Origin of the sequence: uncultured Castellaniella sp., from assembly GCF_937988725.1 — a bacterium.
Lineage (GTDB): Bacteria > Pseudomonadota > Gammaproteobacteria > Burkholderiales > Burkholderiaceae_B > Castellaniella.
In genome coordinates this window covers 100,673-120,373 of the sequence record NZ_CALKHS010000008.1, presented here as the reverse complement: position 1 = coordinate 120,373, position 19,701 = coordinate 100,673, and the positions used below count along the sequence as shown (strand labels likewise).

Below are 19,701 nucleotides of genomic sequence, written 5' to 3'. Positions count from 1 at the left end.
GATCAGCGGCGGGCCTCGATGCGGACCAGTCGGTCGCCGCGCGGGTCGTTCTTGCTTTTCTTGACCAGCGCCCAGGCGATGCCCTGGGGATCGATGGCGATGTGGTTGGGGGCGGAACCGGTGGCGATCCGGGCCTGGATGGTCCCCGCGTCGTCCAGCACCGTGACCGTGCCGGCGCCCCGGTTTGCGACGTAGGCCAGGCGGTGCAGCGGGTCGAATGCCACGTTCAGGGCGCCCGCGCCGGTCGGCACGCGCCGCAGCACGCGGCCGTCGCGCGCATCCAGCACGGTGACGTCCCCCGATTTCTGCGCGGCGACATACAGGCGCTGGGTCCGGCTGTCCACGGCGATGCCCGAAGCGCCTTGCGCGCCGGGGACGGCGTAGCGGGCGGCCTGGCGGCCGGTGGCGGTGTCGATGGCGAAGGCCTCGGCGGTGTTCAGGCTGACGGCGTACAGGCGCTGGTGTTCGGCGTCCAGGGCCAGGCTCATGATCTTCGGCGCCTCGCCCGCGCCGCTCAGGGCGATGCCCGGCAGCGCCTGCAGCGTGGCCGTGTCGAAGACCCGGACCATATCGCCGGCGGGCGAGGACACGTAGGCGCGGCTGCGCGCGGTGTCGATCAGGGCGTCGCGGGCATGGGGCGCGGCGTTGTCGGGGAACTGCTTGACCAGGGCCAGGTCCGCCTGCCGGTAGACGGCGATCGAGCCGCTGCGGGTATTGGTCGCCCAGAGCTGTCCGTGCGGGTCGTCCACCGCGATGCCGTAGATCGCCTGGACTTGCCCGTCGGAACGGCTGCTTTGCGGGGCGGGCGTGATCGCCGCGTCGATGCGCAGGTTCGACGGGTCGAACTTCACCAGGCGCGATTCGCGCACAGGCGGGCGGCCCACGGCGCTGGCGATGTACAGGCGCTGTGACCGGGCGCTGTAGGCGCTTTGATAGAGGCCCGGCACCAGATCGATTTCCTGGGCCTGGAACGTCCAGACGGGCGCGGGGGCGATCGTGGCCGCGGGCGCGTCGGACTTGGTGGCGGCGCAGCCTGCCGCCAGGCTCAGCGCGGCGCTGGCGAAGATCAGTTTTGCGAGGCGGCTCAGGGTCGGATTCGGGGTCATGCGGTTTCCTTGTTCAAGGTCTGGGCAGAGTGGGAAAGATCGGGCGATGGCCTGGCTGTCGAGGCGTCGGCCGCGGCGAGGCTGTCTTCCAGGATGGGGGCGATGCGAGCCGCCGCGTCGGCGCCGGGCAGGGCTGCGTGGGTGGCGGGGATGGCGTATGGCCTCAGCGCGCCGACATGGGGCAGCCAGGCCTGCGGGTCCAGGCCCGCGCTGTCCTGTTCCAGGACGGCCTGGAAGTGCAGCACTTCGCCGGCATAGGGCGCGTGCCGGTGGCCGCGCACCAGGCGGTTGGTCTGGCCGACGGTGTCGAAGACGGCGTCCATCCGGGCGTCGGACAGTTCGCCCAGCGGGTGGTTTCCGGCCCGCAGGAAGGCGATGACGCCCGCGCGGTTCATCTGTTCAGGGGACAGCGCCCGGGGGTCGGCGCCCGCGATGTGCAGCAGCGCCTTGTACAGGTCCTCGGGGACGGGATCGGGGCGGCCGCGCCAGGATTCGCAGGGGTAGGCGTCCAGCAGCGCGACCGCGCCCACGGCCTGGCCCCGGCGCTGCAGCTCGGCCGCCACGGCATGCGCCAGGATGCCGCCCACGGACCATCCCGCCAGATGGTAGGGGCCTTCGGCCTGCAAGGACTGCAGCAGGTCGGCGTAGCGGCCGGCCATGTCCGCCAGGCTGGCGAAAGGGGCGCTGCCGTCCAGCGCCAGCGCCGGCGCCTGGATGCCATGGACCGTGCGCGGCGTCGCCAGGGCGCGGGCCAGGGCGCCGTAGCACCAGGACAGGCCGCCCGCGGGATGGATGCAGAACAGCGCCGGACGGCCCGGGGCCTCGCGCAGCGTGACCACGGGGCCGAACCCGGCCTGCACCGCCGGGGCGGGGTTGTCCGCCAGTGCGTCCAGATGGGCCGCCAGGCGCGCGATGGTCGGATACTGGAATACCGTGCCCAGGGACACGTCTTCGTGCGCGTCGCGCAGCCGCAGGGCCAGCCGGGCCGCCAGCAGGGAATGCCCGCCCAGCGCAAAGAAATCATCATCCGCGCAGGGCGAGTCCGGCAACTCCAGGACCATCTGGATCTCGCGGGCGACGAACCGTTCCGTCGCGGTGCGCAGCGGCTGCCCGGCCTTCCGGCGCGCCTGTTCCGGGATGGGCAGCGCCTTGCGGTCGAGCTTGCCGTTGGCCGTCACGGGCAGCGCGGGCAGGAAGATCCAGGCCGATGGCACCATGTAGTCCGGCAGCAGCGCAGCGGCGTGGGCCGCCAGATCGTCCGCGTCCGGCGCATGGCCGGTCTCGGCCACCAGATAGGCCGCCAGCAGCGCGTGGCCGGGCTGGTCCTCGCGGGCGAGCACGGCGGCCTGCGCGATGTCCGGTCGGGCGGCCAGGACAGCCTCGATTTCGCCCAGTTCGATGCGCTGGCCGCGCAGCTTGACCTGGTGGTCCAGGCGGCCCAGGTAGATGACGGCGCCGTCTTCACGGCGCGCGGCCAGATCGCCGGTGGCGTACAGCCGGTCATCCGGCAGGCCCGCCGGCGCCGGGATGAAGCGTTCGGCCGTCAGGTCGGGCCGGCCCAGGTAGCCGATGGCGAGCTGGCGCCCGCCCAGGTAGAGCTGGCCCGGCGTGCCGGGCGGCACCGGCCGCAGCAGGGGGTCCAGCACGTGCAGCCGGGTGTTCCAGACCGGCCAGCCGATGGGGATGGGCTGGCTGCCGTCGTCGGCGCAGGCATCCCAGTACGAAACGTCCACGGCGGCTTCCGTGGGGCCGTACAGATTGTGCAGTTCGGCGTGCAGGATGCGGTGGAAGCGGTCGCGCAGCGCCGCCGGCAGGGCTTCGCCGCTGCAGAAGACCAGCCGCGCCCGCAGGCCTTGGGCGGCGGGCTCTTCCAGGATCGCCGCCAGCATGGACGGCACGAAGTGCAGCACGGTGATGGCGTGCGTACGGATCAGGCGGCACAGCCAGGCGGGGTCGCGGTGCGACCCGGGCGGGGCCACCATCAGGCGGGCGCCGCTGAGAAAGGGCAGGAACAGTTCCCAGACCGACACGTCGAAGGTGGCCGGCGTCTTTTGCAAGATGCGGTCGTCAGGCCCCACGGCGTAGTGTTCCCGCATCCATTCCAGGCGGTTGACGATGGCGGCATGCGACACGATCACGCCCTTGGGCATGCCGGTCGATCCGGAGGTGTAGATGACGTAGGCGGGATCCTCGGGCGCGGCCTCGATCTGCGGCGCGGCCGATGCCGGACGCGAATCCGACGCATCGGCGGCGGCCAGGTCCGCCACGGACAGCGGCCGGGTCGCCAGTCCCTGGCATAGCGCCGCCGGCCCGATCAGGGCGCAGGCCTGCGCGTCGCCCAGAATCTGGCGCAGGCGCGCCGCCGGCTGTTGCGGATCGAGCGGCAGGTAGGCGGCGCCGCTGCGCAGGATGGCCAGCAGGCACAGCACCCGTTCAGCGGATCGCGGCAGCGCCACGGCCACGCGGGCGCCCGGCCGGGCGCCGGCTGCACGCAGGCGCCGCGCGGCGGCACTGGTCCAGGCGTCGATGTCGGCGTAGCGCCAGGCCCGCGCGTCTTCCGCCGCGTCCTGCAGGCCGATGCGTTCCGGGTGCGCGCGCAATTGGGCGTGGATGCGCGACCAGAGCGTGCCCTCGGGCGCCGGGTGGTCCGTGCGGTTGGGGGCCAGCGCCCAGCGTTCGTGTTCGGCGGGCGTCAGGGTGGGCGCGTCCGCCAGGCGGGGGGCGCTCAGGGCCATGGCCAGGAAGGCGGTCAGCCTGTCCAGATGGGCCTGCGCCTGACCCTCGGTATAGAGATCGGGATTGGCCTCGATTTCGATGCGCAGGCCGCCGCCGTCGGGGGCGGCGCGGAAGCTGATCGTCAGGTCTTCGACCGGCCCGGTGCACAGCACGGCCTGAGAGGCGTCCAGGCCGGCCGCCGCGTAGGGGGCATCGAAAGGCAGGACGTTCAGGATGGGGCCGTGCAGGCGCGGCTGCCCGCCGGGCAGGGCCAGGTCGCGGCGCAGATGTTCCGCGCGATAGCGGCTATGGCGGCGCAGGCCGCGCAGCGCACGGGCGGCCCGGGTCAACAGATCGGCCAGCGGGGCGGTTTCATCCAGCGCGCAGACCCAGGGCACCACGTTCATGGCGGTCGCCACGGCGCGGGCGCTGCGGCTGCCCAGGCGGCCCATGGCGGGCACACCCACCACGCAGTCGGCGGGTCCCAGATGGCGCGCCACATAGGCCGCCCCCAGGATGGTCAGGATGTCGGGCCAGCTGACTTCGGTGGCGGCTTCCAGGGCCTGCAGGGTCCGGACCAGGGCCGGGGGCGCGTCCTGTTCCCGGCGCAGGCAGGTCGCGGCGCTGAGCGCGGCGCGGGCCGTCAGGCTGGCCGCCGGCATGTGGCCTTCGCAGTGCGCCCGCCAGAACTCTCGGGCACGGACGCGGGCTTCGCTGCCTCGCCAGGCCTGGTCCTCGGCCCAGACCGGCGCCAGCGGCGCCAGGGGGGCGTCCTGATCCGGCGCGGCATACAGGCGGATGGCGCGGCCTTCGACCAGCGCCATGCCGTAGCCGTCGGCGGCCAGGTGGTGGACGCGCTGGTACCACAGGGCCTGGGCGGGGCCGCACAGGAACAGCGTCTGGCGCGACAGGGGGTCGCGCAGGGGATCGACCGGCCGCGCCTGATCCGCCCGGATCCAGGCCCAGGCTTCCTGCCGCGCGCGGTCCTGCGGCCGATCGCGCAGATCGCGGATTTCCAGGCGCGGTGTTCGCGCCGGGTCCAGGGCCTGCAGCGGGCCTTCCGGCCCTTCCGCGAAGCGCAGCGACAGGGATTGGGCCTCGGCCAGCGCCTGGTCCACGGCCCGGACGAAGCGCGGGACGTCCAGCGGACTGCGCAGCGTCGTGCAATGCGCCGGGTTGAAGATGGGGTTGGCCGGGTCCAGGCGCTGGGCGTACCACAGACCCTCCTGAGCCTCGGTCAGCGGCGCCCAGTCCAGGCCGGCCGGGTCGGCGGCGGATGGCGCCGGCGGCATCGGCGCCGGTACGGTGTCCGCCGTCATGCGCGGCCGGCGCCGTTCCGGGCGGTGTCGGACACCAGCGCCCACCAGTGGCCCAGCGTGGCCTCGACGGCCAGGTCGGCGAATTCCACGCGGGCGCCGGCCTCGCGCCATTGGGACGCCAGTTTCATCAGTCGCATCGAATCCAGGCCCAGGTCCATCAGGTTGTCGTCGTCCAGGATGTCTTCGGGGGATTCATGCAGCATGCGGGCAATGTCGGCGCGCATGCGTTCCAGGGTCAGGCTGTTCATAAGGGCGGGGAAAAGTGATTACCGGGAAACTTGCGGCGCGGGCGGCTGTTCGGCGGCCTGCCGCGCCAGCAGCTGGGCGCGCAGGTCGGCGCGCAAGGCCTTGCGGCTGATCTTCAGGGCGGCGGTGGACGCGAACCGGGTGACGAACACGATCTGGTCGGGCACCTTGAAGTCGGCGATGCCGCGCCCGCGTATCCATTTCTTCAGGTCGGCCGGGCGCGGCCTGTCGCCTTTGGGGATGATGAAGGCGCAGCTGCGTTCGCCCAGATATTCGTCCGGCACGGACACGACGGCGGCGTCGAAGACCTGCGGGTGCGACAGCAGGTGGTCCTCGATTTCCTCGGCGGAGATCTTTTCCCCCGCGCGATTGATGTGGTCGCCCGCCCGGCCCTGGACCTCCAGATAGCCTTCCGGCGTCATGCGCACCACGTCGCCGGTGCGGTAATAGCCGTCCTCGGTGAAGGATCGCGCATTGGCGGAAGGATTGTCGTGATAGGCGCGGATGGTGTAGGGCCCGCGCGTCAGCAGGTGGCCGGCCTGGCCGGGCGCCACCGGCTTGCCGTCGTCGTCCAGGATCAGGATTTCGTCGTCGGGACTGATCGGGCGGCCCTGGGTGCGGATGATCAGTTCGTCCGGATCGTCCAGGCGTGTGTAGTTCACCAGGCCTTCGGCCATGCCGAAGACCTGCTGCAGCGTCGCGCCCAGGACCGGGCGGACGCGGCGGGCGATTTCCGTCGACAGCTTCGCGCCGCCGACCTGGATGGTCCGCAGGCTGCCGAGGTCGCGCGAGGTCGCCGGGGCCAGGTCCAGCCACTGCAGCAGCAGCGGCGGCACCAGGCTGGTGACGGTGACGCCTTCGCGTTCGATCAGCGCGAAGGCGGACTCGGGATCGGGCGAGGGGCTGAGCACCACCCGTCCGCCCGCATACAGCGTGCCCAGAAAGCCGGGCGAGCTCATGGGGAAATTGTGCGCGATGGGCAGTGCGCCCAGGAATACGGATGCCGGCCCCAGGCCGCAGATGCGGGCGGATTCGCGCAGCGTGTAGATGTAGTCGTCGTGTGTGCGGGGGATCAGTTTCGACAGGCCCGTGCTGCCGCCCGAGATCTGCAGGAAGGCCACGTCGGACCCCTGCGATGCGGTGGCGGGGACGGCGCCGCCATCTGTCGCGTACAGGGCTTCCAGCGCGGCGAATTCCCCCGCGTCGCCGCTGATCCAGACCTGCTCGACGGTCGGGCAGCGGCCGCGCAGCTCGGCTGCCAGGGCGCGGTAGTCGAAACCGGCGTGGGCGGCCGCGGCCACATAGGCGCGCGCGGCGGAACCCCGGGCGAAGTGTTCGATTTCCGTGATGCGGTGGGCGGGCAGCGCGTACACGGGGATCAGGCCGGCGCGAAACAGGCCCATGACCACGCCGATGAAATCGGGGATGTTGGGCAGGTGCACCAGCACCCGGTCGCCGCGTTGCAGGCCGGATTGCAGGAAGCCGGCCGCCAGGGCGGATGCCCGGCGGTCCAGTTCGGCGTAGGTCCAGCGCTGTTCGCCGCCGATCACCGCGATGGCATCCGGGTGCGCGTCGGCGCGTTCCCGCAGCCAGGCGCCGAAGGTCTCGCCGCGCCAATGGCCCGCAGCCCGGTAGCGCTCGGCGAATGCGGCGGGCCAGATCTGGGTTGGAACCGTGGAAGATGGATTCGTGATGCTCATGATAATGAGAATGATTATATTTTGTGAGTATAGAGAAAATCGGGGATCCAGGTCCAGCGCCTGTTCGAAGCCCGGGCCCGGATCGGCCTGCGCTTCAAAAGCGGGACATCGATCCGGCGCCTGGAGGACCGTTCAGAGACGGCCGTGTCTTCAAGCCACGGCTTCCGGATCGCTCAGCCAGGCGTCCAGGCCCAGCCGCGTCAATTGCCAGTCGTCCCGTGGGGCAGGGAGGCAGAGCGCGGCGCGATATCCGGGCGAGGACCCGAGCAGCCGGACGTGCAGGCCGCGCACCTCGGGCGGCCCGTCCACTCTGTGCCATCCCTGGCCGCAGGCGCGCAGGCGCAGTGTTCCGGGCTCGATTGTCAGCCCCAGGCCGCAGGCTTTCAGCACGGCCTCGCGGCGAACCCATTCGGCGCAGAAGGCCTGTGCGTCAGAGACGGTAGTCCCTGCGGTTTCGTCTCGAGGGCCATCCCGGGAAGGATCGGTTCGGCCTGGCTCCCGGCCGGTCGCGAAGCGGAACAGCGCCTCGTCCACTCGTTCCGGACAGCGCTCCACATCCACCCCCAGCGCCTGCGGGCCGACGGCCGCCAGCACCTGGTCGCCGCTGTGGGCGATGCTGAAATGCCAGCCGGAGAGGGCCGCCAGCAGGGGTTTGCCGTGCGGGCCCGTCGTCAGGGGAATCCGCGCGGGCGCCAGGTCCAGGCGCGGGGCCAGCAGGCGGCGCGCCAGCGCCCGGCCCAGCAGGCTGCGCAGGCGGTCCTGCGGCTGGCGCAGGCGGGCGATCCATTGCCATTCCGCTTCCGGCAGATCGCGCCGCAGACGCCGCGCCTGCTCCTCGTCGGGCAGGCCGCGCAGGGCGATGATCCGGGGAGTGGTCATGGCGTGTCGTCAGGGCTTCAGGTTCACCAGGTAGGTGCCTTCCAGGGGAACGGCCAGGAACTGGCGGTTGATCTCGCTCAGGGTCTCGGCGGGGTCGACGTCGGCGAAGCGGTCCGGGTGGATCCAGCGGGCCAGGGCCTCGATGAAGACCACGTGCAGCGGTGAGTCGTTGAAGGCGTGCCAGATGCCGTGGCTGTTGCCGGAACGCACGGCCGGCAGGGCGTCCAGATGATTGGCCCGGATCAGGCGCTGCAGGCTGGCGCGCGCGTCGGTGGGGGAGACTCCGGCGCCGATGGCCAGCCCCGCGCCTGCGTTGGATCCCGTGCCGGTCGCCACGTAGACCTGCGGTGCTTTCGCGTTGATGAATTCGAAATTCAGCTTGCCGGTGGCGGTCTTCAGCACGTCGGCGCCGATGTTGTGTCCGCCCGCGTAGCGGATCATCTCGTTGAAGGTTCCCGTGCCCGGCGAGTTGCAGCAATCCGTGACGCCCGCGTGGGCATGGACGAAGACCGGCGGGCGCTGGTCGTCGGGCAGGCCCGTCAGGCGCTGCGCGACGGTCCGCATATGCTGTTCGTAGAACCGGATGAAAGCCTCGGCCTGCGCGTCGTGGCCGATGGCCGCGCCCAGGGCCCGCAGGCTGGGCACTGTGTTTTCCATGGGACGCATGAAGAAATCGATGACGATGACGGGCACGCCGGCCGCTTCCAGGCGGCTGATGATCGGCGATTCGTCCGCCGCCTGGCCCTGCATCAGGCCGGCGAAGGATGCGGTCATCACGACCAGGTCCGGGCGCAGGCCCAGCGTGCGTTCGACCGAGAACGATTCCGCCGTGTGGCGCCCGACGATCGGTACGTTCGCCAGGCTGGGAAACCGTTTCAGGGCGGCCCGGTAGTCCGGGGCGAAGGACGTCCGGAATTCGTCGGACCAGCCGGCCAGGATGGCGGCCGGGTCCGGCGTCAGCAGGGACAGAACCTGGAAATGCCGGGCCTGGGCCAGGACCACGCGCTGCGCCGGGCCCGGCAGGGTGACGGTGCGGCCCAGCACGTCGGTGACGGTGATGGTCGCGGCGGCCGGGGTCGCGAACAGGGCGGACAACATCAGCAGCAGCGCCGCCAGCAGGGCGCGGGGGCCGGTCGGCGGCAAGATGGCGGACCGGCAGGGGCGGGCGTGATCGCGGGCCAAAGCGGCCGTATGGCGGAAATCCGGGAAAGACATGGCGGTGGGCGTCTCGGGAATGAGGAGTTCTGGGGATCAGCCCGCAGGCCGGCACAGTCCGTCGATCAGGACGTGGCGCAAGCCGCGCGAGCAGGTTTCCACGCGGGCCTCGACCTGATAGACCTGGGCCAGCGAGTCGGGCGTGATGACCGCATCGGGGCTGCCGTGGCCGGCCAGTTCGCCCGCACGGATCAGCAGGGCGTCGTCGCTGCGCTGCAGGGCGATGTTCAGGTCGTGCAGCACGATCAGCGTCGTCAGGCCGTGTTCCCGCGTTTCCTGGCGCAGCAGGTCCATGACGTGGCACTGATAGTTCAGGTCCAGGGCCGACAGCGGCTCGTCCAGCAGCAGCAGGCGCGGGGTGCGGATCAGGGCCTGGGCCAGACCGACCAGCTGCTTCTGTCCGCCGGACAGTTCGTCCAGGTAGTGCATGGACAGGTGTTCGATGCCCAGCCGCGACAGCACGTCCAGGATGCGCTGCGGGCTGGCGTCCTGCGCCTGAGGCGACAGATCCGACGCCCGGGCGGCCACCAGCACGGATTCGAAGACCCGCAGGTGCACGGACGCGGGCAGGGATTGAGGCAGGTAGACGACCTGCTGGGCGCGCTGTTCGAAGGACAGGCGCGTCAGGTCCTGGCCGTCCAGCAGCACCTGGCCATGGGATTTGAGCAGCCCGGCGATGGCCTTGAGCAGGGTGGATTTGCCGCTGCCATTAGGGCCCAGCAGGGAGACCACCCGGCCGGGGGCCAGGGGGCCGGCCGTCAGGCTGTGGATGATGGTCTGGCGGCCATAGGCGACGGAAAGATCCTGAATCTGCAGCATGGTCAGGGGGCTTTGGGGTTCATTTCACTTGCCGGCGCAGGACGACGGACAGGAAGAACGGGACGCCGACCAGCGAGGTCACGATCCCGACCGGCACGATGATGCCCGGCACGATGTTCTTCGAGGCGATCGAGGCCAGCGACAGGATCGTGCCGCCCACCAGGGCGCTGCCCGGCAGGTAGAAGCGGTGATCCTCGCCGAACAGGCGCCGGGCGATGTGGGGGGCGATCAGGCCGACGAAGCCGATGGTGCCGACGAAGGACACTGCCAGCGCCGCCAGGATGCTGATGCGCACCAGCGCCGTCAGTCGCAGGCGCGGCACGTCGATGCCGAAACTGGCGGCGCGGTCCTCGCCCAGCCGCAGCGCGGTCAGCTTCCAGGTGTCGCGCAGCGACAGCGGCAGCAGCAACGCGATCGCCAGCAGCAGGATGCCCAGCTTCGGCCAGGACGAGCGCGCCAGGCTGCCCATGGTCCAGAACACCAGGCCCTGCAGGGCCTCGGCGCTGGCCACGAATTGCACCAGGGACACCGCGGCGTTGAAGGAAAACACCAGCGCGATGCCGAACAGGATCAGGCCGGACGTGCTCATGGCGCCCCAGCGGGCGACCAGGTCCAGCAGCAGGGCGGACGCGAGCGCGAAGACGAAGGCGTTGGCCGCCACCATCCACGATTGGGGCACGCCCGGGAGCGACAGGCCCAGCACGATGGCCAGCGAGGCGCCGAAGGCGGCGGCCGAGGAAATGCCCAGGGTGAAGGGGCTGGCCAGCGGGTTGTTCAGGATGGTCTGCATTTCGCCGCCCGCCAGACCCAGCGCCAGGCCCACAGCCACCGCCATCAGGGCGTAGGGCAGGCGGATGTCCCAGACGATCACGCGGGTGGTCGGGTCGGCCTGCGCGGGCTGGAACAGCGCGTGGCTGAGTTCGGCCCATCCCAGGCCGGAAGGTCCCAGCATGAAATCCGCCAGGATCGAGGTCAGGATGACGAGTCCCAGCACGGCGACCAGCAGCCAGCGGCGGCGCAGCAGGTGCTGGTAGTGCTGCAAGGTGGCGGAGGGGGCGGCTTCGCGGATATCCATGAATGAGAAACGTTTACAATTGCGCCAGTATAGAGGATCAGGGACGGCGGCGTCATGACGACATATTCTTCGGAGTTCACCCAGCCCTTGCCGGATGGCCGCCGCTGCGTCGTGCGGCTGGCCGTGCCGCAAGGGCTGATGCCGTCGGACGGCTGGCCGATCGCCTACGTGCTGGATGTCAGCCAGTTCGAGACCCTGCGCCGGACGGCCGGCGCGGATGGATTGCCGGGAATCCTGGTCGGGCTGGCGCCCCAGGTGCCGGCGCAGCGGGTCTGGGATTATCCGCCGCGCGGCTGGGCGACAGGATTCGCCGCTGGCGATCCGGCCGCGCGGCCGCAAGCCGGCCCGGCGGGGTTCCAGGGCCCCGGCCCGTTGCCGGCGGATGTGCTGACCGGTGCCGCCCGGTGGCTGCATGCGCTGGACGGCGTGCGCTCCCGGGTGACCGCCGAATTCCGCCCGGACCCCAGTCGCCAGGTGCTGGCGGGGCATTCCCTGGGAGCCTTGTTCGCGTTCTATGTCCTGCTGCATCGGCCGCGCGCCTTCGACGGCTACGTCCTGTCCAGCCCGTCGGTGTGGTGGGGCGGGGGCTACGCCCGGCGCCTGGCGCGGCGGCGTCTGGCCTGGCTGGCGGCGCAGGGACTGCCGGGCCTGGGCCTGTTCCTGACGGTGGGGGAATACGAGCAGAGCCTTAGCCCCGGGGAAATGAGCCTGGATGCCGAGGAGCGCGAACAGCAGTTGCTCAAGCGCCGGCGCCGCGCCATGGTGGATGGCGTGCGGGCGCTGGCGGAGGACCTGGGCGCCTGCCCGGGCCTGCGGCTGCGCCATGTGGTGTTGCCGGGGCACATCCACCGGACCGCGCCGCAGGATGCGCTGATGAGCGGGTGGCGGTGGCTGCTGGCGCAGGGGAACGCTTGATCTGAATCAGAGATGTGACACTCCTTGTTGTAAATGAGAACTATTGTCGTTTATATTTTATAAAACGTTCATAGTTCTCATTCTCAATTAAAGGAAACCCTTCATGTCGCTCTCAAGCCGGCCCGCTCAGGCCCTGCCGTCCCTGGGGCTTTGCCTTTCTCTGGGCTTGTCGGGGGTCGCCGTCCAGGCGCCCGCTCTTGCCGATCCGTCGGCCGGCGATGTCGCCCAGCTCGATCGCGTCGTCGTCAAGGCCGAACAGGAACTGAAGCAGACCCCGGGCGCATCCACCATCACGGCGGCCGACATCCAGAAATCGCCCCCGGCCAACGACGTGTCCGAGATCATCCGCACCATGCCGGGCGTGAACCTGACCGGCAATTCGTCCAGCGGCCAGCGCGGCAACAACCGCCAGATCGACATCCGCGGCATGGGGCCGGAAAACACCCTGATCCTGATCGACGGCAAGCCCGTATCGTCGCGCGGATCGGTGCGTTTCGGCTGGCGCGGCGAACGCGACACGCGCGGCGACACCAACTGGGTGCCGCCCGAACAGATCGAACGCATCGAAGTCCTGCGCGGCCCCGCCGCCGCCCGCTACGGCAATGGCGCGGCCGGCGGCGTGGTGAACATCATCACCAAGCCGGCCTCGGACAAGCTCACGGGTTCCGTGTCGGTGTACGCCAATGCCCCGGAACACAGCGACGAGGGTTCGACCGCCCGCACCACCTTCAGCCTGTCCGGCCCGATTTCGGACAGCCTGGACTTCCGCCTGACTGGCAGCACGGCGAACTTCCAGGGGGATGCGTACGACATCAACGAGGATCATGCGTCATTGCGCGGAGGCGGCAACAAGGACACTTTTCCCGCCGGCCGCGAAGGCTTCAAGAACCGCGACGTCAATGGCGTACTGAGCTGGAAGCCCGCAGCCGGGCACAAGATCGACTTCGAGGCCGGCTACGGGCGCCAGGGCAACATCTACGTCGGCGACACGCAGAACACCAACACCAATGACATGGTGAAGCGTGAGCTGGGGGGCGAGACGAACCGCGCCTATCGCCAGGCCTATTCCATCACCCATAATGGCGACTGGAATGCCGACACCCATACCCTGAGCTATCTGCAGTACGAGCGGACCCGCAACACCCGCCTGCTGGAAGGTCTGGCCGGGGGCACCGAAGGCGCGTTCAACGACCCGACCAATCCCCGGGTGAATGACGGCGGTTATGGCGACATCGATCTGCGCACCCTGACGGCCCATACCGAACTGAATCGGCGCCTGAACTGGGGCGGCATCGACCAGATGGGTACCTTCGGCCTGGAATGGGTGCGCCAGGATCTGGAGGACACTGCCTCCGATCTGGCTGCGCGCAACAGTCCGAGCAAGAAGATGCCCGAGGTGCCCTTCGCCTACAACCCCAAGGCGCATGCCAACATCTATTCCGTATTCGCCGAAGACAATCTGTATGTCGGCGACCGTTGGACCGTGACGCCCGGCCTGCGCTTCGACCATCACAGCATCCAGGGCAACAACTGGAGTCCGTCGTTGAATCTGTCCTACATGGTCAACGACCAGTGGACGGTGAAGGCCGGCATTGCCCGGGCCTACAAGGCGCCCAATCTGTACCAGAGCAACTCCGGGTACCTGCTGTACAGCGCGGGCAATGGCTGCTGGGGTAACGCGCCGGGCGGCACGGAGGGCTGCTTCCTGCTGGGGAATTCGGATCTGAAGGCGGAGACCAGCATCAACAAGGAGCTGGGAATCGAGTTCCGCAGTCCGGACGGCTTGGGCGCCAGCCTGACCTATTTCCACAACGATTACCGCGACAAGATCGAGGCGGGGCGCACCGCCATCGATTCGTTCGTCGGGAGCACGGGCTTCAAGCAGAATGTCTTTCAATGGGAGAACATTCCCCGAGCCGTCGTGCAGGGCATCGAGGGCAATCTGACCTGGCCTTTTGCGCAGGACTGGCTGTGGTCCACGAATTTCACCTACATGATCGAGTCGAAGAACAAGGAGACCGGCGAGCACCTGTCCACCATTCCCGAATACACGATCAACAGCACACTGGACTGGGCCGTGACGCCGGCCTGGTCCCTGCGCGCCAAGGCGACCGTGTATGGCGAGCAGGAAGGGCCGAAGTATGACTACTACGGCCAGCCCCTGACCGGCAGCGCCACGGACAAGATCCCGCCCTATGCCCTGTTCGGCCTGAGCACACGGTACAAGGTCAACAAGAACCTGCGGGTGACGGCGGGCGTGGACAATGTGTTCGACAAGCGCCTGTTCCGCCGGGGGAACGCGATCGGCGTCAACATGGACAATGCCAACTACATCTACGGCGCCGGCGCCTACACCTACAACCAGCCCGGCCGCACGTTCTTCCTGGAGGTGAGCAGCTCGTTCTGATCGATTCTTCGCTGTGGCCAATAGGTCCCATGCCCTCTTTCCCTGGGGGCATGGGACTTTTACGATGGGGCGCGTCAGCCTTGGCGGCAAGATTCCATGATCTTGCGCAAGTATCTAATCGTATTTACAATTTATAAGAAATCGGCCCATTATGGAGATCGAATATGACCCCATCAAAAACGACCGGAACGTTATTGATCGTGGTCTGTCATTCGAGCTTGCACGGCACCTGGAGTGGAACGAAACTCTGGTGGTCGCAGATGTTCGCCGGGATTACGCGGAACCGCGTTTCCAGGCCCTGGGGCCGATCCAGGGCCGCTTGTACGTGCTGATTTTCACGATACGCGGCGCCGCGTTGCGCGTCATCAGCTTGCGCAAAGCCAATGCGCGTGAGGTCGCAGGATATGAAAAAGCCAAATCCGGAACTGATTGATTCCGACAACCCGGAATGGGATGAATCGGACTTCGCGCGGGCGAGGCCTGCGGCCGATGTGCTGCCTGCCGCTTTGCATGAGGCAATGGGCATCCGTCGGCGGGGGCCGCAAAAGATGCCGGTCAAGAAAATGATAACGATCCGCTTGTCGCCCGAAGTCGTTGATGGCTTTCGGGCGACAGGCCCGGGCTGGCAGGCTCGGGTGGACGCTGTGTTGAAACACTGGTTGAAAACTCACCGCGCCTAGGCCTGGGCCGCTGCCCTTGGCCGCTACCCGGGCGTTACGCCTGGCGGGAACCCGCCTTGCCCGCCATGCGCAGGATGTCGTCCAGGGCATTGCCGTCGCCGTTTGCGTCGAGCAGCGAGTTCAGGCTGCCGAGCAGGCCGCCGCCCTGGCCGCCGGAGCCGCCCAGGAGGCCGCCCAACAGGCCGCTCATGGGCTGCTGGGCCGGGGCCGCTTGATCCGCGCCGCCTTGCCGGGACATGAATCCCGCGACCAGCGTGGCCAACAGGGGCAGCATCTGCTTGAGCAGGGCGGGGTCCAGCCCGCTGCCTGAAGCGGCGTGCTGGGCGACGGTGCGGCTGACGTCCTTGGAGCCGAAGATCTGCCCCAGCACGTCGTTGCCTCGGGACGTGTCGGCGGGCTCCAGGTTGCCGGCATCGCCCGAAAGGCCCAGGCCGTTCAGCAGGCCGCCAAGCCCGCCCGCGCCCTGCGCCTGTTTCTGGAAGCCGCCCATCACGGCCGGCAGCAGCGCCTGGGCGCCGCTGGCGGCCTGTGTTTCCGTGATGCCGAGCTGGCGGGCAATGGATTCCAGCCCGCCGGCCTGGGCGAGGATGTCGGTGATTTGCATGATGGTTTCCTTGGGCGGGAAGGAGTTCAGTGCAGGAGGTCGGCCGGCACGTTGCCGCCGTTTTCCGCCAGGCGGGCCAACACGGCTTTGTGCAGCCACATGTTCATCTGCGCCGAGTCGCCCATCTTGTCGGCCGGGCAGCCCAGCTCGGCGGCCAGTTCCTTGCGCGCTCCCAGGCTGCTGTCCATGTCGAGCAGCTTCATCAGGTCGACGATGGACGTCTTCCAGTTCAGTTGCTGGGCATTGGCGGCGGCTTTCTGTTCCAGCTGGCCCACCACGTCCACGGCGGAAATCGCCTGGCTGGCCGGGGCGGCGCTGGCGGCGGCCGCATCAGGCGCCGGGGCGGCCTGCGCATCGCCGAAACCCAGTTTCTCGAGAATGGTGCTGAACAGTCCCATGGCTGTCTCCTTGAAGGTTCGAGGAATGTAGGGGCATTGGACCATCGTTTGCGGGAAATGCGCCGCCTTTTGACATTGTTTGATGTGCGGGCCCCTGCCGGATGTTGTCCAGGCATGGCGGCATCGCCGCCTAGCTGGTTTTCCTGGGCCGCCCCCGGGGCGCGGGGCTGACGCGCCGGGACGCCAGGCGCCCCAGGTGCGTCAGGAAGATCTTTTCCCCCAGGGCCCACTGCCCGTGCAGGGCGGCTTCGATCTGCCGACCCTGCGATTCGGCCAGGCCGGCCGCCAGGCGCTTGCGCCAGGCGGCCTGGCGGGCGAAGGGCGTGTCGCCTTCGCGCCAGTAGTCCGGGTGGTCCAGCAGCCAGCCGATGGTGTCGGTCGTGCCGGCGGCCTGCCCCGCGTGTTCCGCCGCGGAAGACCAGGGCCACTGAGTGGCGGCGGCCACATGGCCCGCCGCGGCCGCCAGCGATTCCACCCAGACCATGGCGGGCAGCACCCAGCGGCCGGGTTCCAGTAGCGCGTTGTGATAGCGGCCCGCATACACGCGGGTGCGCAGCAGCCCCGACCCCATGCGCCGCCCCAGGGCCTGCATCAGGCGGGGCAGGGACTGGTCGTCGCCCGGCGTGGCCAGCAGCGTGATGCTGTCGGGCAGGATGGCCCAGGCATGGATGGAGACGGCCGGCGCGCCGGCGCCAGCCGATGGGCCGGCATCCGGGCGGGGCGGCCTGGGGGCGTCATTCTTCGGGGTGGCCGCCAGGCGGGCTTCTTCGGCCAGCCAGCCGGCGATCCGGTCCAGGGCGGCACCCGGCGCCGGCGCGTCGGCAGGCGCCAGCGCCCGGGCGAACCGGGCCTGCGCCAGTTGCGGAACGCGGGGGGCATACAGGCGGGGGAGGCGGGCCATGATGTGTGTTGGAGCCGGGTTCGGCCAACGTATCCGTCAAGGCCTTAGATTATAGGAGCCTTGCGCGGACGCTCGCCGTCGCGCACCATGAAGATGATGGCACCCATTAATTCAAACGATCGTTTGAATTTTGGAAGCAAATCAGCGACAATCAGAAAATCGGCTTTCGGCGAGGGATCGGAGGATCCCCGGGACCAGAGGATGCCCGGAGCACCCGGCTGACGGGGCCGACATGCCAGGGAGCCGCCCATCCGGGATCTTCCATCATCGTGAGAGGACACCATATCATGCAAACCAGTCAGTCCGCCCCCCTGTTCATCCGCCGCGTGGCGGTGTGCGGCGCCGGGGTCATGGGCGCGCAGATCGCCGCCCATTGCGTCAACGCCGGCGTGCCGGTGGTGCTGTTCGACCTGGCCAAGGACGACGGCCAGGGCGGCAAGAACGCCATCGTGGGCCGCGCCATCGCCCAGTTGAAGAAACTGAACCCCGCGCCCCTGGGCGTGGACAGGCTGGCGGACCTGATCACCCCGGCCAATTACGAGGAAGACCTGGGCCTGCTGGCCGACTGCGACGTGGTCATCGAAGCCATAGCCGAACGCCTGGACTGGAAGCGCGACCTGTATCACAAGCTGGCTCCGGCGCTGAACCCGCACGCCATCGTCGCCAGCAACACCTCCGGCCTGTCGATCACGTCTTTGTCCGAGGCCCTGCCGGAAGCCCTGCGCCATCGCTTCTGCGGCGTGCACTTCTTCAACCCGCCGCGCTATATGCCGCTGGTGGAGCTGATCCCCACCGCCGCCACCGAACCGGCCCTGCTGGACCACCTGGAAACCTTCCTGGTGTCGCAGCTGGGCAAAGGCGTGGTCCGCGCCAAGGACACCCCGAATTTCATCGGCAACCGTATCGGCGTGTTCGGCATCCTGTCCGTCTTCCACCATACCCGGGCCTTCGACCTGCCTTATGAATTGGTGGATGACCTGACCGGCACCCGTCTGGGCCGCGCCAAGTCCGGCACCTATCGCACGGCCGACGTGGTCGGCCTGGATACGCTGGCGCACGTCATCAACACCATGAAGGATCAACTGCCGGATGATCCCTTCCACGCGCATTTCAGCATTCCGCCCGTGGTGGCCGGCCTGATCGAGAAGGGCGCGCTGGGGCAGAAGACCCAGGCGGGTTTCTTCAAGAAGGAAGGCAAGCAGATCCTGCGCCTGGACCCCAAGGCGGGCGCCTACGTGCCGTCCGGCGAAAAGGCCGATGACGAGGTCAAGGAGATCCTGAAGGAACGCGACCCGGCCAAGCGCCTGCAGGCCCTGCACGATTCCGAGCACCCGCAGGCGCAGTTCGTCTGGGCCGTGCTGCGAGACACCTTCCACTACAGCGCCGTGCATCTGGGCGAGATCGCCGACAGCGCGCGCGAACTGGACCAGGCCATGAAATGGGGCTTCGGCCACAGCTTCGGCCCCTTTGAAATCTGGCAGGCCGCAGGCTGGCAGCGGGTCGCCGGCTGGATCAACGAGGACATCGCCGCAGGCAAGACCCTGTCGTCGGCCCCGCTGCCCGCCTGGGCCGTTGGCGGCCCGGTCTGGGACAAGCAGGCCGTGCACACGCCGGAAGGCTCTTTCAGCCCGGCCAGGAACGCCTATGTGCCGCGCAGCGCGCTGCCGGTCTACCAGCGCCAGATCGGCGCGCCGCGCCTGGTGGGAGAAGGACCGGCGGTCACGCCCGCCGTCGTCTATGAGAACGATGCGATCCTGTGCTGGACGCTGCCCGCGCCGCATCCGCAGGACGTGCTGATCGCGTCCTTCAAGACCAAGATGCACACCCTCAGCCCCGACGTGGTGCGCGGCGTGGTCCACGCCGTGGACCTGGCCGAACAGGGCTACAAGGCCCTGGTCATCGGCCAGCTGGAAGACCCGTTTTCGGCCGGCGCCGACCTGAAGGCCATGCTGCCGGCCTTCATGACGGGTGGCGTCAAGGCCGTCGAGCCGATTCAGAAGGAAATGCAGGACATGGTGCTGCGCGTGCGCTACGCCCAGGTGCCGGTGGTGGCCGCCGTGGCGGGCCTGGCGCTGGGCGGCGGCTGCGAGCTGTCCGTGCATTGCGCCCGTCGCGTGGCGCACCTGGAAACCTACATCGGCCTGGTGGAGGTCGGCATCGGCCTGGTGCCGGGGGCGGGCGGCATCACCTACAGCGCCCGCCGCGCGGCGGAAATCCAGGCCCAGTCGGCTCCGGACGCCCCGCTGCTGGCCTACGTGAAGAACTTCGTGCTGTCCGTGGCCACGGCCCGCGTGTCGAAATCCGCCCTGGAGGCCCGCGAGATCGGCTACCTGCGTGATTCCGATCCCATCGTCATGAATCGCCACGAACTGCTGTACGTGGCCGTGCGGGAAGCCGCCAACCTGGCCGAGCAGGGCTACCGCGCGCCGCTGGCCGCCCGCTTCCCGGTGGCCGGGCGCGACGCGATCGCCACCTTGAGGGCGCAGCTGGTGAACATGCACGTGGGCGGCTACATCAGCGACTACGACTTCCACATCGGCCTGGAGGTGGCCACGGCCATCTGCGGCGGGGACGTCGATCCCGGCAGCCTGGTGGACGAGGCCTGGATGCTGAAGCTGGAGCGCCAGGCCTTCCTGGGCCTGCTGGCCAACCCCAAGACACAAGAGCGCATTGCCGGGCTGCTGCAGACCGGCAAGCCCGTCCGCAATTAAGGAGACCTTCG

General features: G+C 69.1%; 16 protein-coding genes. 5 read left to right on the top strand and 11 right to left on the bottom strand.

Annotated elements, in window-relative coordinates; genetic code table 11:
• Positions 1–2: 2 nt before the first annotated feature.
• From Q0263_RS06730 to Q0263_RS06695, 8 genes are all read right to left on the bottom strand, one after another.
• Entirely contained in the window at positions 3–1,106 is a 1,104-nt protein-coding gene (locus Q0263_RS06730; protein ID WP_298014598.1) for a YncE family protein, read from the bottom strand.
• Positions 1,103–5,140 (bottom strand): amino acid adenylation domain-containing protein, encoded by a 4,038-nt coding sequence (locus Q0263_RS06725; RefSeq protein ID WP_298014595.1) that lies wholly within the window; start codon positions 5,138–5,140, stop codon positions 1,103–1,105. Before Q0263_RS06725 ends, Q0263_RS06730 begins: the two co-directional genes overlap by 4 nt.
• A complete protein-coding gene (locus Q0263_RS06720) occupies positions 5,137–5,388 on the bottom strand; it encodes a phosphopantetheine-binding protein (protein ID WP_298014594.1) in 252 nt (83 codons plus the stop codon). Before Q0263_RS06720 ends, Q0263_RS06725 begins: the two co-directional genes overlap by 4 nt.
• 18 nt (positions 5,389–5,406) lie before the next feature.
• On the bottom strand, positions 5,407–7,086 hold the full coding sequence (locus Q0263_RS06715; RefSeq protein ID WP_298014592.1) for an AMP-binding protein: 1,680 nt from the start codon (positions 7,084–7,086) through the stop codon (positions 5,407–5,409).
• Between the two features lie 150 nt (positions 7,087–7,236).
• Complete coding sequence (locus Q0263_RS06710; protein WP_298014590.1) at positions 7,237–7,965, bottom strand: 4'-phosphopantetheinyl transferase superfamily protein; 729 nt, start codon at positions 7,963–7,965, stop codon at positions 7,237–7,239.
• Between the two features lie 9 nt (positions 7,966–7,974).
• Complete coding sequence (locus tag Q0263_RS06705) at positions 7,975–9,180, bottom strand: ABC transporter substrate-binding protein (protein ID WP_298014588.1); 1,206 nt, start codon at positions 9,178–9,180, stop codon at positions 7,975–7,977.
• A 36-nt stretch (positions 9,181–9,216) separates the two neighbouring features.
• Positions 9,217–9,999 carry an ABC transporter ATP-binding protein gene (locus Q0263_RS06700; protein ID WP_298014586.1) on the bottom strand — a complete coding sequence of 261 codons (783 nt, stop codon included), beginning with the start codon at positions 9,997–9,999 and terminating at the stop codon, positions 9,217–9,219.
• Positions 10,000–10,018: 19 nt separating this feature from the next.
• Complete coding sequence (locus Q0263_RS06695) at positions 10,019–11,074, bottom strand: iron ABC transporter permease (protein WP_298014584.1); 1,056 nt, start codon at positions 11,072–11,074, stop codon at positions 10,019–10,021.
• Between the two features lie 54 nt (positions 11,075–11,128).
• On the opposite strand from Q0263_RS06695, the gene Q0263_RS06690 reads away from it, so the two are divergent.
• From Q0263_RS06690 to Q0263_RS06675, 4 genes are all read left to right on the top strand, one after another.
• Positions 11,129–11,989, top strand: a complete 861-nt coding sequence (locus tag Q0263_RS06690; RefSeq protein ID WP_298014582.1) for an alpha/beta hydrolase — start codon at positions 11,129–11,131, stop codon at positions 11,987–11,989.
• 103 nt (positions 11,990–12,092) lie between these two features.
• Positions 12,093–14,396: a TonB-dependent siderophore receptor gene (locus tag Q0263_RS06685; RefSeq protein ID WP_298014580.1), complete on the top strand. Its 2,304-nt coding sequence runs from the start codon at positions 12,093–12,095 to the stop codon at positions 14,394–14,396.
• Positions 14,397–14,547: 151 nt separating this feature from the next.
• On the top strand, positions 14,548–14,829 hold the full coding sequence (locus Q0263_RS06680) for a BrnT family toxin (protein WP_298014577.1): 282 nt from the start codon (positions 14,548–14,550) through the stop codon (positions 14,827–14,829).
• Entirely contained in the window at positions 14,801–15,076 is a 276-nt protein-coding gene (locus Q0263_RS06675; protein ID WP_298014575.1) for a BrnA antitoxin family protein, read from the top strand. The genes Q0263_RS06680 and Q0263_RS06675 overlap by 29 nt, the downstream gene beginning before the upstream one ends.
• A gap of 34 nt (positions 15,077–15,110) precedes the next feature.
• On the opposite strand, the gene Q0263_RS06670 is transcribed toward Q0263_RS06675, so the two are convergent.
• The 3 genes from Q0263_RS06670 to Q0263_RS06660 form a co-directional block, all read right to left on the bottom strand.
• Positions 15,111–15,680 carry a DUF937 domain-containing protein gene (locus Q0263_RS06670; protein ID WP_298014573.1) on the bottom strand — a complete coding sequence of 190 codons (570 nt, stop codon included), beginning with the start codon at positions 15,678–15,680 and terminating at the stop codon, positions 15,111–15,113.
• Between the two features lie 26 nt (positions 15,681–15,706).
• On the bottom strand, positions 15,707–16,078 hold the full coding sequence (locus Q0263_RS06665; RefSeq protein ID WP_298014572.1) for a DUF3597 domain-containing protein: 372 nt from the start codon (positions 16,076–16,078) through the stop codon (positions 15,707–15,709).
• 130 nt (positions 16,079–16,208) lie between these two features.
• Positions 16,209–16,979, bottom strand: a complete 771-nt coding sequence (locus tag Q0263_RS06660) for a hypothetical protein (RefSeq protein ID WP_298014570.1) — start codon at positions 16,977–16,979, stop codon at positions 16,209–16,211.
• A gap of 287 nt (positions 16,980–17,266) precedes the next feature.
• On the opposite strand from Q0263_RS06660, the gene Q0263_RS06655 reads away from it, so the two are divergent.
• On the top strand, positions 17,267–19,690 hold the full coding sequence (locus Q0263_RS06655) for a 3-hydroxyacyl-CoA dehydrogenase NAD-binding domain-containing protein (RefSeq protein ID WP_298014568.1): 2,424 nt from the start codon (positions 17,267–17,269) through the stop codon (positions 19,688–19,690).
• The last annotated feature ends 11 nt before the right edge of the window (positions 19,691–19,701 follow it).

Coding starts and splice junctions, on each gene's coding strand:
- Q0263_RS06730 (WP_298014598.1), bottom strand. CDS start 1,106: ATGACCCCGAATCCGACCCTGAGCCGCCTCGCAAAACTGATCTTCGCC.
- Q0263_RS06725 (WP_298014595.1), bottom strand. CDS start 5,140: ATGACGGCGGACACCGTACCGGCGCCGATGCCGCCGGCGCCATCCGCC.
- Q0263_RS06720 (WP_298014594.1), bottom strand. CDS start 5,388: ATGAACAGCCTGACCCTGGAACGCATGCGCGCCGACATTGCCCGCATG.
- Q0263_RS06715 (WP_298014592.1), bottom strand. CDS start 7,086: ATGAGCATCACGAATCCATCTTCCACGGTTCCAACCCAGATCTGGCCC.
- Q0263_RS06710 (WP_298014590.1), bottom strand. CDS start 7,965: ATGACCACTCCCCGGATCATCGCCCTGCGCGGCCTGCCCGACGAGGAG.
- Q0263_RS06705 (WP_298014588.1), bottom strand. CDS start 9,180: ATGTCTTTCCCGGATTTCCGCCATACGGCCGCTTTGGCCCGCGATCAC.
- Q0263_RS06700 (WP_298014586.1), bottom strand. CDS start 9,999: ATGCTGCAGATTCAGGATCTTTCCGTCGCCTATGGCCGCCAGACCATC.
- Q0263_RS06695 (WP_298014584.1), bottom strand. CDS start 11,074: ATGGATATCCGCGAAGCCGCCCCCTCCGCCACCTTGCAGCACTACCAG.
- Q0263_RS06690 (WP_298014582.1), top strand. CDS start 11,129: ATGACGACATATTCTTCGGAGTTCACCCAGCCCTTGCCGGATGGCCGC.
- Q0263_RS06685 (WP_298014580.1), top strand. CDS start 12,093: ATGTCGCTCTCAAGCCGGCCCGCTCAGGCCCTGCCGTCCCTGGGGCTT.
- Q0263_RS06680 (WP_298014577.1), top strand. CDS start 14,548: ATGGAGATCGAATATGACCCCATCAAAAACGACCGGAACGTTATTGAT.
- Q0263_RS06675 (WP_298014575.1), top strand. CDS start 14,801: ATGAAAAAGCCAAATCCGGAACTGATTGATTCCGACAACCCGGAATGG.
- Q0263_RS06670 (WP_298014573.1), bottom strand. CDS start 15,680: ATGCAAATCACCGACATCCTCGCCCAGGCCGGCGGGCTGGAATCCATT.
- Q0263_RS06665 (WP_298014572.1), bottom strand. CDS start 16,078: ATGGGACTGTTCAGCACCATTCTCGAGAAACTGGGTTTCGGCGATGCG.
- Q0263_RS06660 (WP_298014570.1), bottom strand. CDS start 16,979: ATGGCCCGCCTCCCCCGCCTGTATGCCCCCCGCGTTCCGCAACTGGCG.
- Q0263_RS06655 (WP_298014568.1), top strand. CDS start 17,267: ATGCAAACCAGTCAGTCCGCCCCCCTGTTCATCCGCCGCGTGGCGGTG.